General features: G+C 57.7%; 22 protein-coding genes. 7 read left to right on the top strand and 15 right to left on the bottom strand.

Features of this window, described 5'->3' with window-relative positions:
- The first annotated feature begins 273 nt into the window (after window positions 1–273).
- Window positions 274–714, top strand: a complete 441-nt coding sequence (locus tag GF1_RS14705; protein WP_267927308.1) for a diacylglycerol kinase — start codon at window positions 274–276, stop codon at window positions 712–714.
- A gap of 32 nt (window positions 715–746) precedes the next feature.
- Here the strand turns inward: GF1_RS14705 and GF1_RS14700 are convergent, their stop codons facing one another.
- Window positions 747–1,658 (bottom strand): cation diffusion facilitator family transporter, encoded by a 912-nt coding sequence (locus tag GF1_RS14700; RefSeq protein ID WP_267927307.1) that lies wholly within the window; start codon window positions 1,656–1,658, stop codon window positions 747–749.
- Between the two features lie 317 nt (window positions 1,659–1,975).
- Here GF1_RS14700 and GF1_RS14695 point away from each other — a divergent pair, with 317 nt between their 5' ends.
- The 3 genes from GF1_RS14695 to GF1_RS14685 all read left to right on the top strand — a co-directional run bounded on the left by GF1_RS14695 (window position 1,976) and on the right by GF1_RS14685 (window position 4,011).
- Entirely contained in the window at window positions 1,976–2,260 is a 285-nt protein-coding gene (locus GF1_RS14695) for a hypothetical protein (RefSeq protein WP_267927306.1), read from the top strand.
- A gap of 113 nt (window positions 2,261–2,373) precedes the next feature.
- Window positions 2,374–2,730, top strand: coding sequence for an ArsR/SmtB family transcription factor (locus tag GF1_RS14690; protein WP_267927305.1), 357 nt, complete (start codon window positions 2,374–2,376; stop codon window positions 2,728–2,730).
- A gap of 225 nt (window positions 2,731–2,955) precedes the next feature.
- Window positions 2,956–4,011 (top strand): IS110 family RNA-guided transposase, encoded by a 1,056-nt coding sequence (locus GF1_RS14685; protein ID WP_267926464.1) that lies wholly within the window; start codon window positions 2,956–2,958, stop codon window positions 4,009–4,011.
- A gap of 454 nt (window positions 4,012–4,465) precedes the next feature.
- Here GF1_RS14685 and GF1_RS14680 read toward each other — a convergent pair whose 3' ends face one another.
- The 4 genes from GF1_RS14680 to GF1_RS14665 form a co-directional block, all read right to left on the bottom strand.
- Window positions 4,466–5,413: a sulfurtransferase gene (locus GF1_RS14680; protein ID WP_267927304.1), complete on the bottom strand. Its 948-nt coding sequence runs from the start codon at window positions 5,411–5,413 to the stop codon at window positions 4,466–4,468.
- A 122-nt stretch (window positions 5,414–5,535) separates the two neighbouring features.
- Entirely contained in the window at window positions 5,536–6,486 is a 951-nt protein-coding gene (locus GF1_RS14675) for a sulfurtransferase (RefSeq protein ID WP_267927303.1), read from the bottom strand.
- 55 nt (window positions 6,487–6,541) lie between these two features.
- Entirely contained in the window at window positions 6,542–7,684 is a 1,143-nt protein-coding gene (locus GF1_RS14670) for a hypothetical protein (RefSeq protein WP_267927302.1), read from the bottom strand.
- Between the two features lie 18 nt (window positions 7,685–7,702).
- Complete coding sequence (locus GF1_RS14665) at window positions 7,703–7,897, bottom strand: hypothetical protein (protein ID WP_267927301.1); 195 nt, start codon at window positions 7,895–7,897, stop codon at window positions 7,703–7,705.
- Between the two features lie 556 nt (window positions 7,898–8,453).
- Here GF1_RS14665 and GF1_RS14660 point away from each other — a divergent pair.
- Window positions 8,454–8,804 (top strand): transposase, encoded by a 351-nt coding sequence (locus tag GF1_RS14660; RefSeq protein WP_267927300.1) that lies wholly within the window; start codon window positions 8,454–8,456, stop codon window positions 8,802–8,804.
- Window positions 8,805–8,819: 15 nt separating this feature from the next.
- On the opposite strand, the gene GF1_RS14655 is transcribed toward GF1_RS14660, so the two are convergent.
- The 8 genes from GF1_RS14655 to GF1_RS14620 all read right to left on the bottom strand — a co-directional run bounded on the left by GF1_RS14655 (window position 8,820) and on the right by GF1_RS14620 (window position 15,873).
- On the bottom strand, window positions 8,820–11,765 hold the full coding sequence (locus GF1_RS14655) for an insulinase family protein (RefSeq protein ID WP_267927299.1): 2,946 nt from the start codon (window positions 11,763–11,765) through the stop codon (window positions 8,820–8,822).
- A 147-nt stretch (window positions 11,766–11,912) separates the two neighbouring features.
- Window positions 11,913–12,362, bottom strand: a complete 450-nt coding sequence (gene dtd, locus GF1_RS14650; protein WP_267927298.1) for a D-aminoacyl-tRNA deacylase — start codon at window positions 12,360–12,362, stop codon at window positions 11,913–11,915.
- A gap of 141 nt (window positions 12,363–12,503) precedes the next feature.
- Window positions 12,504–13,088: an RsmE family RNA methyltransferase gene (locus tag GF1_RS14645; protein WP_267927297.1), complete on the bottom strand. Its 585-nt coding sequence runs from the start codon at window positions 13,086–13,088 to the stop codon at window positions 12,504–12,506.
- Window positions 13,088–13,228 (bottom strand): RNA methyltransferase PUA domain-containing protein, encoded by a 141-nt coding sequence (locus GF1_RS14640; protein ID WP_267927296.1) that lies wholly within the window; start codon window positions 13,226–13,228, stop codon window positions 13,088–13,090. Before GF1_RS14640 ends, GF1_RS14645 begins: the two co-directional genes overlap by 1 nt.
- Window positions 13,229–13,258: 30 nt before the next feature.
- Entirely contained in the window at window positions 13,259–14,800 is a 1,542-nt protein-coding gene (gene sbtM, locus GF1_RS14635) for a thio(seleno)oxazole modification radical SAM maturase SbtM (protein ID WP_267927295.1), read from the bottom strand.
- 135 nt (window positions 14,801–14,935) lie between these two features.
- Complete coding sequence (locus GF1_RS14630) at window positions 14,936–15,070, bottom strand: hypothetical protein (protein ID WP_267927294.1); 135 nt, start codon at window positions 15,068–15,070, stop codon at window positions 14,936–14,938.
- A gap of 51 nt (window positions 15,071–15,121) precedes the next feature.
- Entirely contained in the window at window positions 15,122–15,238 is a 117-nt protein-coding gene (gene sbtA, locus GF1_RS14625; protein WP_267927293.1) for an SbtA family thio(seleno)oxazole RiPP natural product precursor, read from the bottom strand.
- A gap of 155 nt (window positions 15,239–15,393) precedes the next feature.
- The gene (locus GF1_RS14620) at window positions 15,394–15,873 is read right to left on the bottom strand and encodes a dihydrofolate reductase (protein ID WP_267927292.1); all 480 of its coding nucleotides are present in this window, start codon (window positions 15,871–15,873) and stop codon (window positions 15,394–15,396) included.
- Window positions 15,874–16,183: 310 nt separating this feature from the next.
- Here GF1_RS14620 and GF1_RS14615 point away from each other — a divergent pair, with 310 nt between their 5' ends.
- Window positions 16,184–16,570 (top strand): ketopantoate reductase family protein, encoded by a 387-nt coding sequence (locus tag GF1_RS14615; RefSeq protein ID WP_267927291.1) that lies wholly within the window; start codon window positions 16,184–16,186, stop codon window positions 16,568–16,570.
- On the top strand, window positions 16,567–17,202 hold the full coding sequence (locus GF1_RS14610; protein WP_267927290.1) for a ketopantoate reductase family protein: 636 nt from the start codon (window positions 16,567–16,569) through the stop codon (window positions 17,200–17,202). Before GF1_RS14615 ends, GF1_RS14610 begins: the two co-directional genes overlap by 4 nt.
- Here GF1_RS14610 and GF1_RS14605 read toward each other — a convergent pair.
- Both GF1_RS14605 and GF1_RS14600 read right to left on the bottom strand, forming a co-directional pair.
- Window positions 17,195–17,887, bottom strand: coding sequence for a type 1 glutamine amidotransferase (locus GF1_RS14605; protein WP_267927289.1), 693 nt, complete (start codon window positions 17,885–17,887; stop codon window positions 17,195–17,197). The two genes, GF1_RS14610 and GF1_RS14605, sit on opposite strands and share 8 nt — an antisense overlap.
- Before the next feature lie 57 nt (window positions 17,888–17,944).
- Window positions 17,945–18,592 (bottom strand): MarC family protein, encoded by a 648-nt coding sequence (locus tag GF1_RS14600; RefSeq protein WP_267927288.1) that lies wholly within the window; start codon window positions 18,590–18,592, stop codon window positions 17,945–17,947.
- Window positions 18,593–18,610 lie beyond the last annotated feature (18 nt).

The raw sequence follows: 18,610 nt of genomic DNA, 5'->3' as shown, positions 1-18,610 counted from the left end.
AGGAGCAATATGCATATCCGAAACTCCCAGGCCCGATAACGACGAAAAACGCGGCAGATATCAGGTTCATCTGAATCTGCCGGCAGAAGATCTCCTGGCAGCAGTGGTTTTGGAAAATTTTTTAAAAATATTGATTTTTTAATGGGTTAGGTTGTAGGCTTAGTTTTGAGGATACTGCAAGGAGGGTGATCCCGGTCAGCCCGTAACAGGGCAGGCCGTGAGATATTGTAACGTTGTTGAGGGCATCAAGTCGGCAAGGGAGCGAGATCCTGTATGGAACAGAAGGGGAAGAACAGAGGGGTGCATCTTTGTAATAAGCCCGATTACCGGGGACTCCGCCATGTGTACCAGGCCATGCTTCACTCGTTCAAGGGGCTGGCTGCGGCATTCCGGTGTGAAGAGGCATTCCGGCTGGAGTTGCTGGTGGTTGCGGTGATGCTACCGCTGGGGCTATGGTTGGGAAATTCAGGCGTAGAGAGATCGCTGCTGGTTGGCTCTCTGCTACTGGTCCTGATTGTCGAGCTGATCAACTCCGCCATCGAGGCAGTTGTCGATCGTATCAGTCTTGAGCACCATGTTCTCTCCGGGCGGGCCAAGGATATCGGTTCAGGCGCTGTTTTTATGACGCTCGTTAACGTGGCGGTAATTTGGGGCCTGCTGCTGTACGAGCGCTTGAGCTGCTGGTTGTCGACTGGTGCGTCGTTGTCGCCTTGAGTTTTTTGATTGCCGGAATGATCATCCTGTTTTCAGTCGGTGAACCTGGTGGTGCCGAGTTTCCGGCTGATGTTGACCGGGTCCTGGTGGATGATGACATCGGCTTCGGGCCAGTTGCGCAGGATATCCTTTTCCACGGCCCGGGCCACGCCATGGGCACGCAGCAGAGGCATATCGTCGTCCAGCTCCAGGTGGAGCTGGATCATGATAGTCTGGCCCGACTGCCTCGTCCGCACGTCATGCACGCCGCGGACCTGGGGCGGTCTCTCGGCGATGCTGATTATTTTTTCCCGCAGTTCGGCAGGCAGCTCGCGGTCCATCAGCATCTGGGCGGCATCGTAGCCGATCTTGCAGGCGCTGTAGAAGATGAAACCGGCAATGACTATGGCAAAGATCGGATCGAGTCCGGGCCAGCCATAGCGGGCCAGGACCAGGGCTAGTATGGTCCCGGCGTTTGTCAGGATATCGGTTGCGTAGTGGAGGGCATCCGCCCTGATGGCGGTCGAGTTGGTTTTTCGGATGACCCGGTACTGGTAGGCCAGCAGCAGGAGCGTGATGGCAATGGCCAGTACCATGATGATGATACCCGCCCGGGCGTCATTGAGGGGTTGCGGGTTGCGCATCCGCTCCACCGCGTGGATGAGCAGGAAGAAGGAGGAGCCGGCAATAAAGGACGCCTGGGCAAGACCGGCCAGGAATTCGGCCTTGCCGTGGCCGAAGCGGTGTTCGCTGTCGGCCGGGTTCAGGGACAACCGCACGGCCACCAGGTTGATGGTCGAGGCGGCCGCATCCATGAGAGAGTCGACCAGCGAGGCCATGACGCTCAGCGATCCGGTCAGCAGCCAGGCCGCCAGCTTGCCGACGATCAGCACCACGGCGACGGCCACCGAGGCTCGGGTCGCTCTTCTCAGCAGGATATCCGGGGAAGGGGAAGAGGGGGTCACGGGGCATGGTACTCCATGGTGGGCGATTTTTGCCGGTAACAGAACCCTATCCCATTAACCGTTTTCCTTCAAGTGCATCCAGGATCTCAAGCAGGCCTCGTTTTCTCCCCAAGCTCCAGGAACGTACTGCTTGATTGTTTCACCATATTCCGGCATGAGTTCCCCGGTTCACAAAACAGGACGGCCTGGCTACAGGAAAGCGGAAAGGATTTTTGGCTGCACAGTCTGAAGAAAATTGACAGGCAAAAATTTACGTTTTATGTATTTCGAATATTCGAAAATGATTTTGATTCCATCATTCATCCAGGGAGGTCGTTATGAGCGGGAAGCAAAAGGACATACCGGCAACGGTGGAGCAGGGAGAAGGTTGTGTTGAGATTATTTTTTCTGATGAAATACCACGAGAGTTGATCGAAAAGCAGGTACAGGAATGCCAGAGCGGGACGTGTCAGTGCTGCACCCCGGCATTCAGAGAGAATGTGGAGTCTTTTGAAATTGTACCTGACAGGGAACTGAAGGTCAGGGTGACGGGCAAGATTACGAAAGAACAGATTATGGAAAATATTTTGAGTTGTGCCCCTAAGCTTGGCCGGGAGGCATAGTCTCTGGTCGGAAACCATGCCATACGGCGCAGGTAGCGGGTTGATCCCGCTGCCTGCTGCGTTCCTGGTTATGACCTTTCATGACCTGGTTGAATCGACTGCAGAGAAACTTTATGAAAAATTTGCAAGAAGTCTGCAGGATAAACTGCAAGTCTAAAGAGAATATACGCAAGGCAAAAGAAATAATCGGTAATGAGCATGCCCTGCAGGAAGTTGCCGAAAAACTGAAGCTGCTCGGGAATGCCACCAGGCTGAAGATCATTATGAGCCTGCAGGGTGGAGAATTATGTGTATGTGAACTGGCCGAAATACTGCAACTCTCCATTCCCGCCACCAGCCAGCAGTTAAAACTGTTGAGGCAGGGTGGTATCGTGCATCTTCGCAATGAGGGGAAGACATCCTACTATTCCCTGGCGAAGCAGGAAATCCCTGCGGTTATAAGGAAAACTTTTTCAGAAATATTTGAATAAAAAAGAGGACGGCCATCTTTACGGTGGATCTTCCTTCCCTGTCGCCCGCCTATGGCGTTTACCCCGCAGGAGCGGGGAGGCAACCTCCGGCAACCTCGTCATTTCCGCCTGCCGATACGTGACACCGCGGAGGTAAAATGAGAAGGCTGATTCCCCGCGAGCTGTGTTATAAACACGCTCAAGAATAACCGCAGTCGAATGCTGCACAACCTGGGAGAACCAGCCATGCACAATGTAACAATCGGAATGGACCTTGGCGATAAAAATCATGTTATCTGTATTGTTGATCATGCAGGCCGAATCGTGCGTCGAGATACGGTTACTAATACCAGAGAGGCGTTGAGTGAGTTTTTCTCACCCCATAAAGGGGCAACTGTTGCCCTTGAAGCCGGTACCCATTCGGCCTGGATCAGCAGGCTGTTATCCAGGCTGGGCTGCCATGTTTTGGTTGGCAACCCTCGTAAATTACGCGCCATCTGGGACAGCAACGATAAATCAGATACCAGAGACGCTGAAATGCTGGCCCGCATAGCCCGGATGGATCCTGATCTGCTCTATCCGGTCAACCACAGGGGCGAACAGGCCCAGATTGATCTGGAGATATTGCAGGCCAGGGATGTCCTGGTGAGGAACCGCTCCAGCCTGATCAACCATGTTCGTGGCAGTGTCAAGGCGCTGGGATATCGCCTGCCGGGATGCAGCGCAGACAGTTTTCACCGGCAGGCAGATGAACATCTTCCTGAAGACTTACGTGGCGCTCTGGAGCCTGTATTGACAATTATCGGCCAGATTACGTCCCAGATCAAAGAATTTGACAGGGAAATAGAGCGTATCAGTGCGGAGCGATACCCGGAGACCGAATTATTGCGGGCCATAAAAGGAGTTGGTCCTCTGACGGCCCTGGCCTTTCTATTAATCGTGGAAGACCCGGCACGATTTGGCAAAAGTAGACAGGTTGGATGTTTTCTTGGCCTGACTCCCCGCCGCGACCAGTCAGGAGAAACCGACAGGCAGCTTCGGATAACCAAAGCGGGCAACCCCTATCTGCGGAGGTTACTGGTCGGTTCGGCCCAGTACATCCTGGGACCTTTTGGAGAGGATTGCAATTTACGAAGATTTGGTCTTCGCCTGGCAGCCAGGGGAGGTAAAAACGCAAAGCGTCGTGCCGTGGTTGCCGTAGCCAGAAAACTGGCGGTACTCATGCATCGCCTCTGGCAGCACGGTGAGATATATGACCCTTTTTACAAACCGCAATCTCGCCCCCTGGCAAAGGCTGCGTAGAAAACCCGGTTGAACCAGAGAGTGAACAAAGGGAAAAAAGGATGTTTTTCCTTCTGTTTCCAAAGGCAGTTGAGAGTTTTTAATATCTCCCTCAAAAAAACGTCCCGTCCGGAAGACTGCGTGACACCGCTCGGTCCGTCATCAGCCAGTGACATATTCAAAGACCGCCGCGGAGGTTGCAGCTTCCACGACGGATTGTACGATGCATCGAGCTTATGGCTGAGCTCTTTATATGAATGCGAATGGAAGCCTGACGTTACAGGGATTTATAAAAAAAATGGTTCGCCACGTCGAACTTTTCTTGACAAGCCTTCTCATGGAAGCGGATGTCACGAGGAGCAACGCCGCAGCAGGACGTATGTCGCGAGGAATGGTTTGCCTTTTGGACAAAAAAAGAGAGGCGGGCATTCCCGCCTCTCTCCATCCGGGGACAACGAATGGTCAGTGGTTCAGGTTACATCTTCTCCCATCCCCATCTCTGGACGACCATGGGGACGTCTTCTGCCGGGGCGACCTCCAGGATGGAGCCGTCAAAGACCTTGACGTTCCTGTAGCCAAGCAGGTCGTGGAGGACGAAATAGCCCATGGATGCGGCCAGGCCGTGGTTGCTGTAGGTGATGATTTCCGCCTTTTTATCGGCTGGCAGGTAGACTCCCCTGGCCATTTTTTCCAGTTCATCCTTGTCCCTGAAATAGGAGGGAGCAAAGTCAACCCCGGCGATTGTCATGAAGGACTCGGGCCAGAGCAGCGATCCGGGCAGGTGGCCGGCCCGGCTTATTTCACTGTTCTTCTCGTGGCCGAAGTACTGGTCCGGCGAACGGTTGTCCAGAAACGTGACCTTGCCTGAACCCAGTTTGGCCTTGACCTCGGCCAGGGTGGCGATCTTGCTGGCCTGCAGCTTGCCGCTGAAGTTGCCTCCAAAGGGCGTGGCCGCCCTGGTGGTTACCGGCTGCTCGCTCTGCTCCCAGGCTGCCATGCCGCCATCCAGGATGGCGACCTGGTCATGGCCCAGGGCGTGCAGGGTCCAGAGGGCGCGGGCGCTCTTGGCCGTGTCCCTGGAGGTGATGCCCTCGTCGTAGACCACGACAAAGGAGTCGTTGTTCACCCCATATCCCCGCAGCATGCTGACCAGCTCCGTTTCATCCGGCATCATGAAGCCGACAAATTCACTGTTCATGGTCATCCACGGGCCAAAGGCCTTGACCGCGCCCGGGATGTGTTTGCTCTCGTAATGGATGAATTCGCTCACATCCAGGATGACGAGATTCTTCTTGTTCAGGTTTTTGGCAAGCCATTCGACGCTTACCAGGGAACTCCCTGCGGCCATAACCAGGCCGGGCAGGAAGAATATGCACAGCAGTACGCCCAGAAAGGACGTTTTTTGTTGGTACGCTCTCTTCATTCTATTCCTCCATGAGTTACCAGAAAAGTATCCGTCGCCGGGAACAGCTGGCGTCGGAGTATTTCATTGCACTGGTGGCTGCGGTCCGGACAAAGATCCGTTCCTGCTGGTTGCGGCCAGGCCTATTTGCCTGACCTGCCCCAGGAGAAGGTAACCAGCGGCCGATCATCGTCTGCGGCATACTCGAGCATCGAGCCGTCGTAGACAGCGACGTTCTTGTAGCCGAGAATGTCATGGAGAATGAAATAATCCATGCCGGCGTACTGGCCGGTGTTGCAATACACGATAATCCTGGCGTTTTTGTCCGCCGGAATACCGACGCCCCTGGTCATGGCGGCCAGTTGATTTTTGCTCCTGATGGTCGCAGGCGCCCGGTTGGCACCGGCATTGTTCAGATAGGGTGCCGGCAGGTTAATGGAACCGGGAACATGGCCGAACCGTTCCACATCACCGCGCTTGCTGGCCCCGAAATGCTGGCTGCTGCTTCTGGCATCGACGATGATCGCGTCTTTCTTCTGCACCGTGGCCAGCATCTGCTCCAGGGAAACTACTTTGGCGGGATCGAAGTGGGCGACGAAATCGCCTTGCTCGGATTTCGGCAGCTTGTTGTCGATGATCCGGCCTTCAAAGGTCCACTTGGTGAAGCCACCGTTCAAGTAGGAGACATTGGTATGGCCCATGGCCTCGAGAATCCAGACCGTGGCCGCGCCCTTGGTGGCATCGCCGATGGAGTTGCCGTGATCGTAGATGACCACGTGGGACGACTTGTTCACCCCGATGCCCTGGAGCATCATGGTAAAATCTTCAGGCTTGGGCATCAGCTGGCACTGGCGCTTCTCACTGAAGGGCTCCCAGCCGACATAGGGAATGTTGAAGGAGCCGGGGATATGGCCGACTCCATAGTTGGTCGCGGTTCGGACGTCGATGATGACCAGGTCCCTGGCGCCAAGGTTCTTTGCCAGCCACTGGGTGGTTACCAGCGGGGTGGTGCCGGCCATCGCCGGGGCGGCCATGAAAACCGCCACGGCCAGCAACAGCGTGCATATCGCAGATTCTAACAGTTTCCTTTTCATTGAAATACTCCTTTGTTCTTGCCTGTGCATGATTGTCTCCACGTTGCCGACCATCTTACTTTTTGATCTCAGCCGGGATTTTCTTCACGACAATTTTCTGATTTGCCGCTGGTTCGTCCCTGGCCAGGTCAGCTTCGGTGAGGAAGAGTTCCTTGTGGCCGTGACAAGCATTACAGGAGCTGTTCTGTTTCGTTCGACGTTGAATATTGTGCACTGAGGCGGAATTCCAGGTCGGCAGGGCGTCGTAGTTGGCGACCAGGTCTTCCGGTCCGGGCGCACCCTTGAGCACTGCCTGGAAGTAGCGCAGCGAGGCCAGGGAGTCCTTCTTCATGGGCGTGTGCCGTACCAGGTTGTACTTGTAGGGATTTTCCGGTGAACGGTCGATGTTGGTGCCGATCTTGAACGTGTACAGGGGTTCGGACGGGAAGATGACCTTGATCTCGCCGGGTTTCTTGATATCCAGCGATACGTGGCAGTTGGCGCAGTTGAAGTAGGTATTGGCATGGCAGACAGCACAGGCAAGGGTGCCCTGCGGATGGGCGTTGTGCATGGCTACCTTGGATTCACCAGCCTTGGCGGCATCCGGATGGCACTGTTCGCAGCGGATGGTCTTGGTGGCATAGTAGCGTTTCACCCCTTCGGGCTGGGTGTTATGGAGTTGCTCGGCCGAATGGCAGTCGGTGCAGACCATCTGGCCCTTTTCGTAATGGACGTCGGCGGTGGCGCCGAGTCGGCCCATGTATTCACCGGCAAAGCGGGAACCATGGCAGGCATAGCAGGTTTTGTCCATGGGGGGTGTTCGTTTGAATCGGTGGCGGTCAAGCAGGCCGCCCTTGGCTACAGCAGGCCAGGCTACATGACAGGAACCGCAGCTGGCATGGCAGTCTGCACAGTCAAGTTTCCAGGCCTCCGGCAGCAAGGTGTCTGCCATCTTGTGCGGGGAGGTGATGGTGCCGACGATATCCAGGATGCCGGTCAGATTGTAGTGCATGGCGTTTTTGTAGGTGGAGGCAATCTCCTCGTGACATTCCCTGCACACGCCACCGCCGCCTTCTTCCGACGGATCCTTGACCATGTCCTTGTGCGCTTCATCCTTGTCGTCGACGTTCTGTCCCTTATGACAGTTGATGCAGCCTATTTCTCCATGTTCTGATTCAACAAAATCCCTGGCAACGCCAAAGGTGTCCCGGCCCCTCACCTGAGGGGCTGAAACGCCTCAGCCCGCAATGGCGGCACCGCCACTGGCCGACGCCGCTCCGTAACTGTCCATCTCCTCAAGATCGGTATGGCAGTTGATACAGGCACTGCTTGAATCCGCCTCCTGGGCGGAAAGCGTGGTGACCCGCCCAAGGACAAAGACAAGGCCCAGGCAGGTGGCCGCGATCAGTGTTCTTTGTGTGCTTTTTTTCATGCTCGATGTTCCTCCTTTTTTTGTTGGTGTTGCAGTTGTTGTTCGTTGTCCCCATCCTCCAGATAAAAAATGTATGTGAAAAATTGCCGCCGCAGGGCATCGATGGTGAAAAAAGATGCTTTCTATCTGCAGGCCGGATGAACAGTGGCAACCGATCAAGGTAGCCTGCAGTCAGGGAAAAACGACAACACGGAAAGACAATCTCGGGACCGCCGCGGGCATCCGCGGGGAGAGCAGGGATTGTTTTTTGGCAGGGAAAATAACTCTACACTGTTGCCGCTTGAACTGCAGTTCTTCCGCGGGGCAATTGCTTACCTGTAAAGGATTACTACGATGTGGGATTAATGAAATATGGCAAATTGTCGCACTGTTCTGCAGGGAGAGTTTTCGAGAAGGATAATTGTAATACCCGGAAGTTTTAATGTTGAATATTTCCGGAAATTATAATGTGGCGTCGGGGATCAGGTCCGTGTTGACTTTTGTTGGTAAGGAGTATAAACGCAGAATATGTCAAGACCACTTCGGAATAGCATATCCCGGTGCACGGTATCATGTGATGAACCGGGGACGGCGGGGGGAGGAAATCTTCCCCGGAGCGGCGGATTACCGTCTTTTTCTCAAAATTCTCCAGGAAGTCGTGGAAATGCATCATCTCCGGGTGGCTGCCTATTGTCTGATGCCAAACCGTTATCACCTGCTGGTCCGGACTCCGGAAGGGAACATTTCCCGCTGCATGCGTCATGTGAACGGGGTCTATACCCAGCGGTTCAACCTGCCAACTTACAGCAGTGTCTCCAGTGCGGTCATCCGGATCAGGAAACAGTTACAGCGGGATGTTGAGCTGAGGCAAAAGTTGGAGAGCATAGAGAAAAAGATAATGCTCGAAAAAGGTCAATGGCAGACTTGACTCCAACTCCCCCGACTACAGTTTTTCGATGTTCTCGAACAGGTCTTTGTTTTCCTGAATTTTTTCGATATTGCCGATGGTTGCCAGGCTGCCTTTCGTGCGCAGGGACTTGAAGAGAGGCGCGAATTTTTGCAGATCGGCGCAGCGGGTATCGAGGATTTCGCTGATCCGCTGCTGCTTGTAGGCAGGGGTGATGCCGGAGAGGTATTCGTTGCGGGCTGTGGCTCCCTTGCTTGCCGGTCCCTGGTGGGGGTTGAAGTTGGCATAGGTGCCGATGATCAGCTGTTCCAGGGATGGCTCGGGCAGGTTCAGCTCCCGGACCTGCTCTTCTATGGCTTCGTAGGCCTGGTAGGTTTTTCTTATCTGCGGGTCGCGGTAGCTGACCAGGGCAAAGTTGCCGCTTATGTGGTTGAACTGGATGAAGCAGCCGTAGGCCCCGCCCATCTGTCGGACCGTATTCCAGAGATAATCTCTGGAGAGCCAGGTCTTGAGAACTTCGAACTGGCCGTCATACTTCTCTGGGTCCGGGAACAGGGTGCAGCCCATGACATTGTACACCACCTCGGCCGACGTGCAGAAGGCCTGCCGGGCCGGGAAGGTGGGGAAATCGGGCAGAGCGAGCTGGGAAGCGGTATTGTCCCCGTTCTCCGGCAGGCTGCTGACCAGGGGCATCCGGGCCTCCAGCCTGGCGATATCTTCCCGGCCGGCGGTGACTGCGAGCATGACGCTGCCCCGCCGGAAGACATGGCGCCGGATCGTCTCCAGGGTTTCCAGGAACTTCTCTTCCCGCTCTTCGTACCGGCTGGCCAGGTCCTTGAGATTCAGGTAGTTGACCGCCCCGCTGACATGTTCGTTGTACTGGCCGGCCAGTCCGAGGCGGGCAAAAACCCGGGTGGAAGCCAGGCCGTAGCCCTCGCTCTGCACCGAATGTTCGGTCCAGGCGAATTCGCGCTGGACGATCTCCCGGATCCGGCTCCGGTCCGCGAAGCTGACATCAGTGAACACCTCCTCCAGCAGGGTAAGCGCCCGGTCCAGGTAGCTGGAGAGCATCTTGACGTGGAACCAGAGGGTGGGGCGGGGGCTGGTCGGGTCCTCGAGATGGAGGTGGGCATGGAACGAGTGGTGGAACCCGCCGGTGCAGATACCCAGTTCCTTGGCAAAGGCCATGTAGTCCAGGCGCGAGGTACCGATCTCCGTGACAATGGTGCCAAACAGGTTCAGGGCCAGGAGCTGCTCCCGGTCCAGTCCCCGGCAGTCAAAGCCTATGTCCAGGTAGACGATACCGTTGGTGGGCAGCTCGTTGACCAGGAAGGGGCGCTGCGCCAGGTCCCGGGGCGTACAGCGGTGGAAATCGATGTTCCGTTCCAGGTCGTCAAGGCCAAGGCGGGGCAGGAGTTTGAGCTTCTCCTCGTCGTTTGGCTGGTGCTGGAGCTCCATCAGCTCCCGGGTCCGCCGGATCAGATTTTGGATGCCCTCCTTGTCCAGGGTGGCCTCGTAGGCCGCCAGCCGGGCCTGCTCTTCCTGCATGGTCCGGATCATCTTCTCCGGGTCCGGTTTCAGGGTCACCGCCACGGTGGCCGGGTTTTCCAGCAGCCGTTCACGGATCAGCCGCTCGAAATAATCACTTTCCAGGGCGTCCCGGCGGATTTCGCGCAGCAGTTCGTCGATCTGCAGGGCCTCGAAAGGATCGGTTCCGTACTTCATGGCCGGCATGGCCTTGGAAATCAGGTCCAGGCCGCGCTGGGCCTTGTTGCCCTCTTCGCGGACGGAAAATTCGTACCGGTTGAGTTCCGCGAGGACCAGCTCCCGGTCCAGCCCCTGGTCCACCATGGTCTGCAGGACCTCCTGGTACAGGGCCAGGAACTGGTCGCGCTTGTCCGGATCCGACCCGATGAGATAGGTCATCATGAAGGTCTTGAAACAGGAGTTGGAGAGGAACAGCCCACCGAAATCCTTGCAGAGACCGGCTTTGAGGATGGCTTTCTTCAGGGGTGAGGCATCGGAATTGTAGAGAATGGAGGCGATGATCTGAAAGGCGGCATTGCGCTTGCGCTGGGTCATGTCGCCCACAGCCGAGCCAACGGCCAGAAAGGTCTTTTCCTTCGTGTCGCTGCCGGGCTGCACCCCGTAGGTGTCCTCGATAAACACCGGCTCGTCGATTTCCCGGCCGGGTTCGATGGCCACCTTGCCCCGTCCCTGTGCATCAGCGGTGGCAAAATCGGCCAGGAAGTTGTTCTGGACGTACGCCAGTTCCTCTTCCAGAGGAGCGTCGCCGTAGAAGAAGAGCATGGCGTTGGCGGGATGATAATGTTTGCGGTGAAAGGCCACGAACTGTTCATAGGTGAGATCCGGGATGTGGCGCGGGTCTCCACCGGATTCGTGGGCATAGGTGGAGCCGGGCATCAGGCCGCCGAACATGTGGTGGAAAATGGCTCGGATGGGGTCGGAGAAGGCACCCTTCATCTCGTTGAACACCACGCCCTGGTACTGCAGCGGCTGGTCTTCCGCTTCCTTGTGATAATGCCATCCTTCCTGTTCAAAGGTGGTCCGCTCGAGCAGGGGGTTGAGAGTCACATCACAGTAGACATCCATGATGTTGAAGTACTCTTTCATGTTCCTGGTCGCAAAGGGATACCAGGTGGTGTCGGAGCCGGTCATGGCGTTGAGAAAGGTCATGAGCCCGCCCTTGTGGATTTCTCCGAACACATCCTTGACCGGATATTTCTTCGACCCCATGAGCACCGAGTGCTCCAGGATATGGGCCACCCCGGTGGAATCGGTGGGCACGGTCTGGAAGGCGATGCAGAACGTCTTGTTCGGGTCGCTGTTCTTGATGGCAAGTGCCGGGGTGCCCAGCTGCTCATGCCTGAACAGGTAGACCGTGGAGTCGATCTCTTCGATGTACTGGCTGCGCTTAAGCCGAAAGGAGCTGTAGGTGGTGCCGGGAGTAAATGTGGTCATGGATGATTGCCAGGATTGTGAGAGTTTCAGGTTTCAACGCCTCTGTTTCGTACGGTCACCACCGCTTGTGGCGGTGTTAGTCCTTGTTGCTGCACGCCGGAAGCACCTTTCAGGCGATGGTATCCCCTGAAGGGATCACATTGCCGGCTAAAAAATTTTGTGCGAGTCCAGCAGCATGGTCACCGGTCCGGAGTTGACCAGGGAGACCTCCATCATGGCCTGGAACTCGCCGGTGGCCGTCCGGATGCCGCGCGCCTCGATGGCCCTGACAAAATCGCGGTAGAGCCGGTCGGCCATCTCGGGCGGAGCGGCGTGCGACCAGGAGGGCCGCCTCCCCTTGCGGCAGTCGCCAAGCAGGGTGAATTGGGATACTACCAGGATTTCACCCGCTATATCAATAACAGACCGGTTCATCCGCCCCTGTTCGTCTTCAAATATCCGCAGGTTGACCACCTTGTCGGCCATCCAGGTAACATCTTTTGGTGTGTCGTCCCGGTGGACACCGAGCAGGACCAGCAGCCCCGCGCCTATGGCGCCGGTCTCCCGCCCGTCCACCGTAACCCGTGCCTGTTTCACCCTCTGGAGTACTGCCCGCATGAGAATATGTTGGATAATTCCGGTTGCAGAAAAAGAAAAGGGGGCCAAGCCCCTGCCTTGGCAAATCGGTCCCGCACTCTAGCATGAAACCGATGGGATTTCAAAAGAGGTTCGCAGGTACGGAAAAGAGAGGAAGGGATTTCAGGCCGGCAGCAGGGCACCGGTGTGGAACTGGATGATGGAGACCGCCGCCAGGGTCGCGGTTTCGGCCCGGAGGACCAGGCGGCCAAGGGATACGGTGTCAAAACCGCGTTTCCGGGCCAGGGCCACTTCTGCCTGGTGAAATCCTCCCTCGGGGCCGAGCAGGAGGCAGATGGAGGCCGAGGCCGGCCAATTGGTCGCAGGCAGCGGGTTGCGGCTTTCCTGTTCCCAGAGCAGGAGTTTTTCGCAGAAATTGTCGGTGTCGAACTGTTCCAGGCTTCTGGGTTCGCAGATCCGCATGGGCCAGGTCCGGCCGCACTGCTTGCAGGCCTCGAGCATGATCCGCTGCCACCGCTGGTGCTGGCGGTCCAGGCGGGTCCTGTTTTCGCCAAACCGCGTCTGCAGCGGTTGCAGGGTGTGCACCCCAAGTTCCGTGCATTTCTGGATCAGCAGGTCCATCTTCTTGCCCTTGAGCAGGGCCTGGGCCACGGTCAGCGACGCCCGGTCCGGAGGGGCGGCCCGGTGGCGCTCAAGGATGCGCAGCACCACGGTGTGTGGACCGAAACCGGAGATTTCGGCCGTCATTACCCCCCGGTACCGTCGAAGAGCTCGATTCGGTCACCGGGCTGCATGCGGAGTACGGTGCGCAGGTGTCTGGCCTCCGGACCGCTGAGCTCCACCTGGTCGTTTCCGGCCTGGTCAGGGTCTATGAAGAATCGGCGCATGTTCAGGTTTCCGGGAAGTGATGTGGGGTGTTATCTGAAACAGTAGGGGTCCAACTCGGTGAAGATATCACGGCCAAAGCCGTATGTCACGGCCAGACAGCCGCCGCAGACCGGGCGGATGGCGCAGTCCGCGCAGGCCGAGGAGCCGCGGCGGTACTTGCGGGCCTGCGGGCTGTGATAGATCTCCTGGAGGGAGTTCTCGAAGATATTGCCCATGGGGGAGGGCAGTTTGCGGCAGGCATGGACTTCTCCGTCGGGCAGTATGGAGACAAAGTTGAAGGCCGCCCCGCAGCCGTATCCGGCACAGCCGCCGGTATACTCCATCTTTTTTTTGTGGCGTACCAGATTGAAAAAGTTGTCCTTGAGCCCCATGCAGGGATTGTCCCGGCAGGCCTCCATGTACCTGTTTAAAAACTGTTCGAACCGTTCGAACGGGGCCGAGGCCAGGGAAGCGCCCTCACCGACCATGGCCAGCCGGTTGAAGGTGAAGAGATCCACCCTGTCGCGCAGCAGTTCGGCCAGTTCCAGCACCTCGTCCATGTTGGCCCGGGTCAGGGTCAGCATGACCATGGAGTAGATGTCCAGTTCCCGGAGCAGGTCTAGAAAAGCCAGCACCCGCTCGAAATGGCCCGGGCCGCGGATATAGTCGTTATGGGGCTGCAACCCCTCCAGGCTCACCTGGTAGAACTCCGGCTTCTGGACAGCAAGCATCTCTTCCAGTCGGTGCCTGGGCATGGGATTGCCGAGGATGGCGGTTAGAAAACCGCGCTCGGCCGCTTCCCGGTAGAGCTCGTTGAAGTGAGGATAAAGCAGAGGGTTGCCACCGGTAAAGGTGACCTGGGCATGGACATGGTGGGCCTTGGCGAAATCATAGAGATCATCGAGGATTTTGATGCCCTGGGCCAGTTCCATTGTGGCCCGGTCGCTGCGATCGTAGCAGTGGCGGCAGTGGAGATCGCAGGTCTGGGTGATATGCCACTGGAGGGTGAAGACAGAAGCGGTGAAAAACGATGGATCCGAGACCTCGCCCCGGGGGAAGTCCGGCGGCCTGGCTATGCGCGAGGGGGGCGAAAGGATCAGCCCCTGCTCCATGGCCTGATACAGGATGGCCTCGATGGTTGCCAGCGGGACCCCGCCTTCCCGGGCGGTCTGGCGTTCATCCATGTCCTCGCTGACCAGCTTGAGGGCCAGGAGGTCATGGCTGGTGGCCGTGCGGACCGTCACCTCGCCGGTGTCCGGCTTTCGGACCGCGAGAACGAATTCCTGCCCCGGCTCGGGCCGGATCGCCGGATCGTCCAGCAGCCGGGACAGCTGGCGCCAGTTCAGCGACAGCAGTTCCAGGGCCGGGTTGATCTGCCGCCTGTCCACTGTTTCCGGCAGGGGCGGAGGGGTGTGGCGCAGGAAGTGAAGGGCTTGTTCCAGTCGCGCCAGGTCCGGGAGAAAAGGATGTTCGGTATACAGATGTGGATGGTCTGCCAGCCAGGAGACCAGGTCATGGTCCGGTACGGTCGGCAGGGGCGGTAGATACCGGCAGCAGGCGGAGTAGATATTTTCCGGGCTGGATTTTTTCACGAGCGGCTCCTGGAACAACGGGGGGTAATGGGCAAGGGCGGGGCAAAAGCGCAGAAAGCCGGTAACCTCAATGGGTTACCGGCTTTCTCTTGTTTTCTGAACGTGCAGCCTGCACGTTTAATTTTTCGAACCGCCTCAGCCGCTGGTTCCACTCTTTTTCTTGAGGTTTTTTTCAACAGCCTCTTTGGCCTCTTCACTGGCCTTTCTGGTGATTTCCTCGGCCTCCTGTTCGGCCGTTTCCAGTATTTTCTTCTTGGTTTCTTCCGTCATCTGCTCTTCTTCTGCAGCGCTCCCGGCGCTGCTGACCTGGTCACTGCCGCCTCAGCCGCTGCCACCGCTGCCCGATGCCTGTACGGCCGGCGGCGCCATGCCACCTGCGCTGATCAGGCCGGCCACACCCAGGCTGGCCAGGAGTTTCTTGAGATCATTTTGTTTCATGGATCCCTCCCGGGTTTGATATGAATGGAAAACTCTGGCGATCAATAGGATAAACCGATAACCAGCGTCCAGGTTATAGAAAAGATATATCCTGGACAGCGTAGACCTGTCAACAGGAATTTGAGAAAGATTATTGTTTTCTCCGGACGCTGTCCCTACCGGCGCTGCCAGGTCTGGATGGTGTAGGGTTGGACGGCGGCCACCTCCACCGAGCCCTTCAGCTGGAATTCTTCTTCACTGAAGGGGGGAAAGGAGGTGTCTCCCGGGTAGGACCGGTCCAGGACCGTCAGGATCAGGGTATGGGCAAGGGGCAGAGCCAGGCGGTAGAGCTGTTCGCCGCCGATGACGAAAACCCGGGCCGCCCGGTCGCTCCGGCAAAGCTCCAGGGCTTCGTCCAGGCTGTGTACGGTTTCCGCGCCCGGGGCGCGGTAGTCCCGGTTGCGGGTAACCACGATGTTGCGCCGGCCGGGCAGGGGCCGGCCGATGGATTCCCAGGTCTTACGGCCCATGATCAGGGAGTGGCCCATGGTGATTTCCTTAAACCGGGTCTGTTCACCGGGAATATCCCAGGGGATGGTATTGTTGTGGCCGATCACGCGGTTGGCAGCCATGGCCGCGATGAGGATGATTTCCATAGAATGTCGTTTACCATGTCGCTTACGGATTGAGGAGTGGTGGCAGGGCTTGTATAAGAAAATGGTATACCATGACAAGGTTTATCTGTCTTCTCCGTGGATGGAGTTTTCCTGTTCTTCCTGGGAAGAGAGCAACCGCAATTCAGGCTACCTTGAAAAATTGCCATTTTGCCCGATTTCTGCGTCACAGCGAAAAACAAAATGCTCACATATGGTTAATATGCTGCGCTTTTATTTTTCACTGTTCCTTGAACTCGAACAAAATATCTGATTTTTCAAGGTACCCTTCAGACAGTACAGGGTGGAGACAATGCGATTTCTGATTTTTGGAGCCGGGGCCCTGGGGCAGGCCCTGGGATGTATGCTGGCCGCCGATGGCCACCGGGTCGACCTGGTGCTCCGGGCCCGGTTCATCGAGGCCATTGGTGATGCCGGCCTGCAGGTCAGCGGGATATTTGGCGAGTTCAGCGCTCCCCTGGACAGGGTGGGCCTGCTGTCGAACCTGGAAGGGGTTGACGGGGCAGGATACGACTATGGACTGATCACCACCAAGGCCTATGATACAGAGACCGCGGTCCAGGCCCTGGCCGGTCTTCACGGGTTTGATGGCCCGGTGGTATCCATGCAGAATGGTTGTGGCAACGTGGAAAAGGTGGCCATGGTTTTTGGCGAGGAGCGGACGCTCGGGCCCGGGTGATCACCGGGTTCGAAATCCAGCGGCCCGGCCTGGTGCGGATCACCGCCACGGCGGACGATATCCACATAGGCTCGGTCCGGCCCGGCCATATCCCCGAGTCTGCCGCCCACCTGGCCGAGGCCATCAACCATGCCGGTCTTCCCTGCATCGCCGTGGAGGATATCCACCGCGACCTCTTTGCCAAGCTGCTCTACAACTGCGCCCTCAATCCCCTCGGCGCCCTGCTGGGGGTCCATTACGGGGCCCTGGGCGACCATGGTGAAACCCGGCGGGTCATGGATCGGATCATGGACGAGACCTTTGATGTCATCGAGACCATGGGCGGCTCCACCCCGTGGCCCGACGCCGAGGCCTACCGACGGGTCTTCTATGATCATCTCCTGCCCCTGACCCGCAACCATCGGCCCTCCATGCTCCAGGACCTGGAAAACGGCAAAAGGACCGAGGTGGACGCCCTGGTGGGTTATGTGGCCGAGCAGGGCCAGCGTCTCGGGGTGGAAACCCCCACCTGCGATACCCTGGCCGCCCTTATTCGTTTCCGGGAAAGCCAGGTCCTGGCTGACAGGGAGGTTCAGGGGCTGTCCCGAGCGAAGCAGTCAGGCCCGTCATCCGCTGGAGATTCATTTAGCTGAAAAGTCGGTCGAGGATACCTTCCATGGCCGTGTTGATGGCCAGGAAGCGCTCCCGGGGAACCTCTTTTATTTCGCGTCCGCTCTGGATCCAGGCCGCCGGGACGAGTTCATCCCGGCAGTGGCGGGTTATCAGCTCGACACTCTCCGGGGTGGATTCCAGATGAAACTGCAGCCCCAGGACCCGGTCGTCGTAAAGAAAGGCCTGGTTTTCGCACGCCTCGCTACGGGCCAGGTGGATACTCCCTTCGGGAATGGCAAAGGTGTCGCCATGCCAGTGAAAGACGGTCAGTTCCGGTTCCAGAAAACCAAAGACCCTGGTTTCCCGGGCCTCCGGTGTCAGGGAAATGGGGAACCAGCCGATCTCTTTGTGCGCGCCGGCATGGACCCTGGCCCCGAGGACGTCGGCGATCAGCTGGGCGCCCAGGCAGATGCCGAGCACCCTGCCTCCGCCTTCGATGACTTCGCCAAGAAACGCCTTTTCCGCCCGCAGCCAGGGATAGCGGTCATATTCGTAAATATTCATCGGCCCGCCCATGACGACCAGCCGATCGACCGTGTTCGGGTCAGGCAGGGCGGGATCGTCAAAGAGACGGCTGTAGGTGACCCGGTGGCCGTTTTTTTCAGTCCAGGTGAGAATATGGCCCGGTCCCTCGAAGGGGACGTGTTGCAGGATGTGGATGTCCATGGTTCTTTGTTCCTTTGTAGCTTGACTGAATAATGTATCCCACGCCCGTGGCCGGGGTCAGCCCAGGGCGGGAAAGAGCTGTTTCAACCCCTCGGCGATCATCTGCACCCCGATGGCGCAGAGCAGAAGCCCCATGATCCGGATGCCAATGTTCAAGCCGGTGGTGCCCAGCCGCTTGCCGATGGGCTCGGCCAGCCGCAGGCTCAGCCAGGCCGCGCAGGCGACCAGGACGATACAGCCGCTGAGCAGCAGCCGTTCCATCAGGCCGGTGGCCGCGGCGTGATGGGCTTCGACAATGACCAGGCTGATGGCACCCGGTCCGGCCATGAGGGGGATGGCCAGCGGCACCACGGCGATATCGTCCTTTTCCAGGTTGGCATCGGCCTCCTCGGGGCTCTGTTTGGCATGGCTCTGGCGGGCATGCATCATGGCAATGGCCATGAGCAGGATCAGCAGGCCGCCGCCAGTGCGGAAGGCCGGCAGGCTGATGCCGAAAAAGGCCAGCATGGTGTCGCCGGTCCAGGCTGCGGCCAGAAGAATGACGGCCACGGCCACGGCGCTGATCCTGGCGATCTTCCTGCACTCGTCCGGGGACCTGTCCACGCTCAGGGAAAGGAAGACCGGGATGGCCCCCAGGGGATTGACAATGGACAGGATGCCGATGAATGTCTTGGCATACATGGCGTATTCGGTCATAACGCTCATCTGTTCATCGCTCCTGGA

The organism is Desulfolithobacter dissulfuricans (assembly GCF_025998535.1).
Lineage (GTDB): Bacteria > Desulfobacterota > Desulfobulbia > Desulfobulbales > Desulfobulbaceae > Desulfolithobacter > Desulfolithobacter dissulfuricans.
Note: the sequence above shows the minus strand (reverse complement) of the source record. Positions and strands in the feature narration are given on the sequence as shown.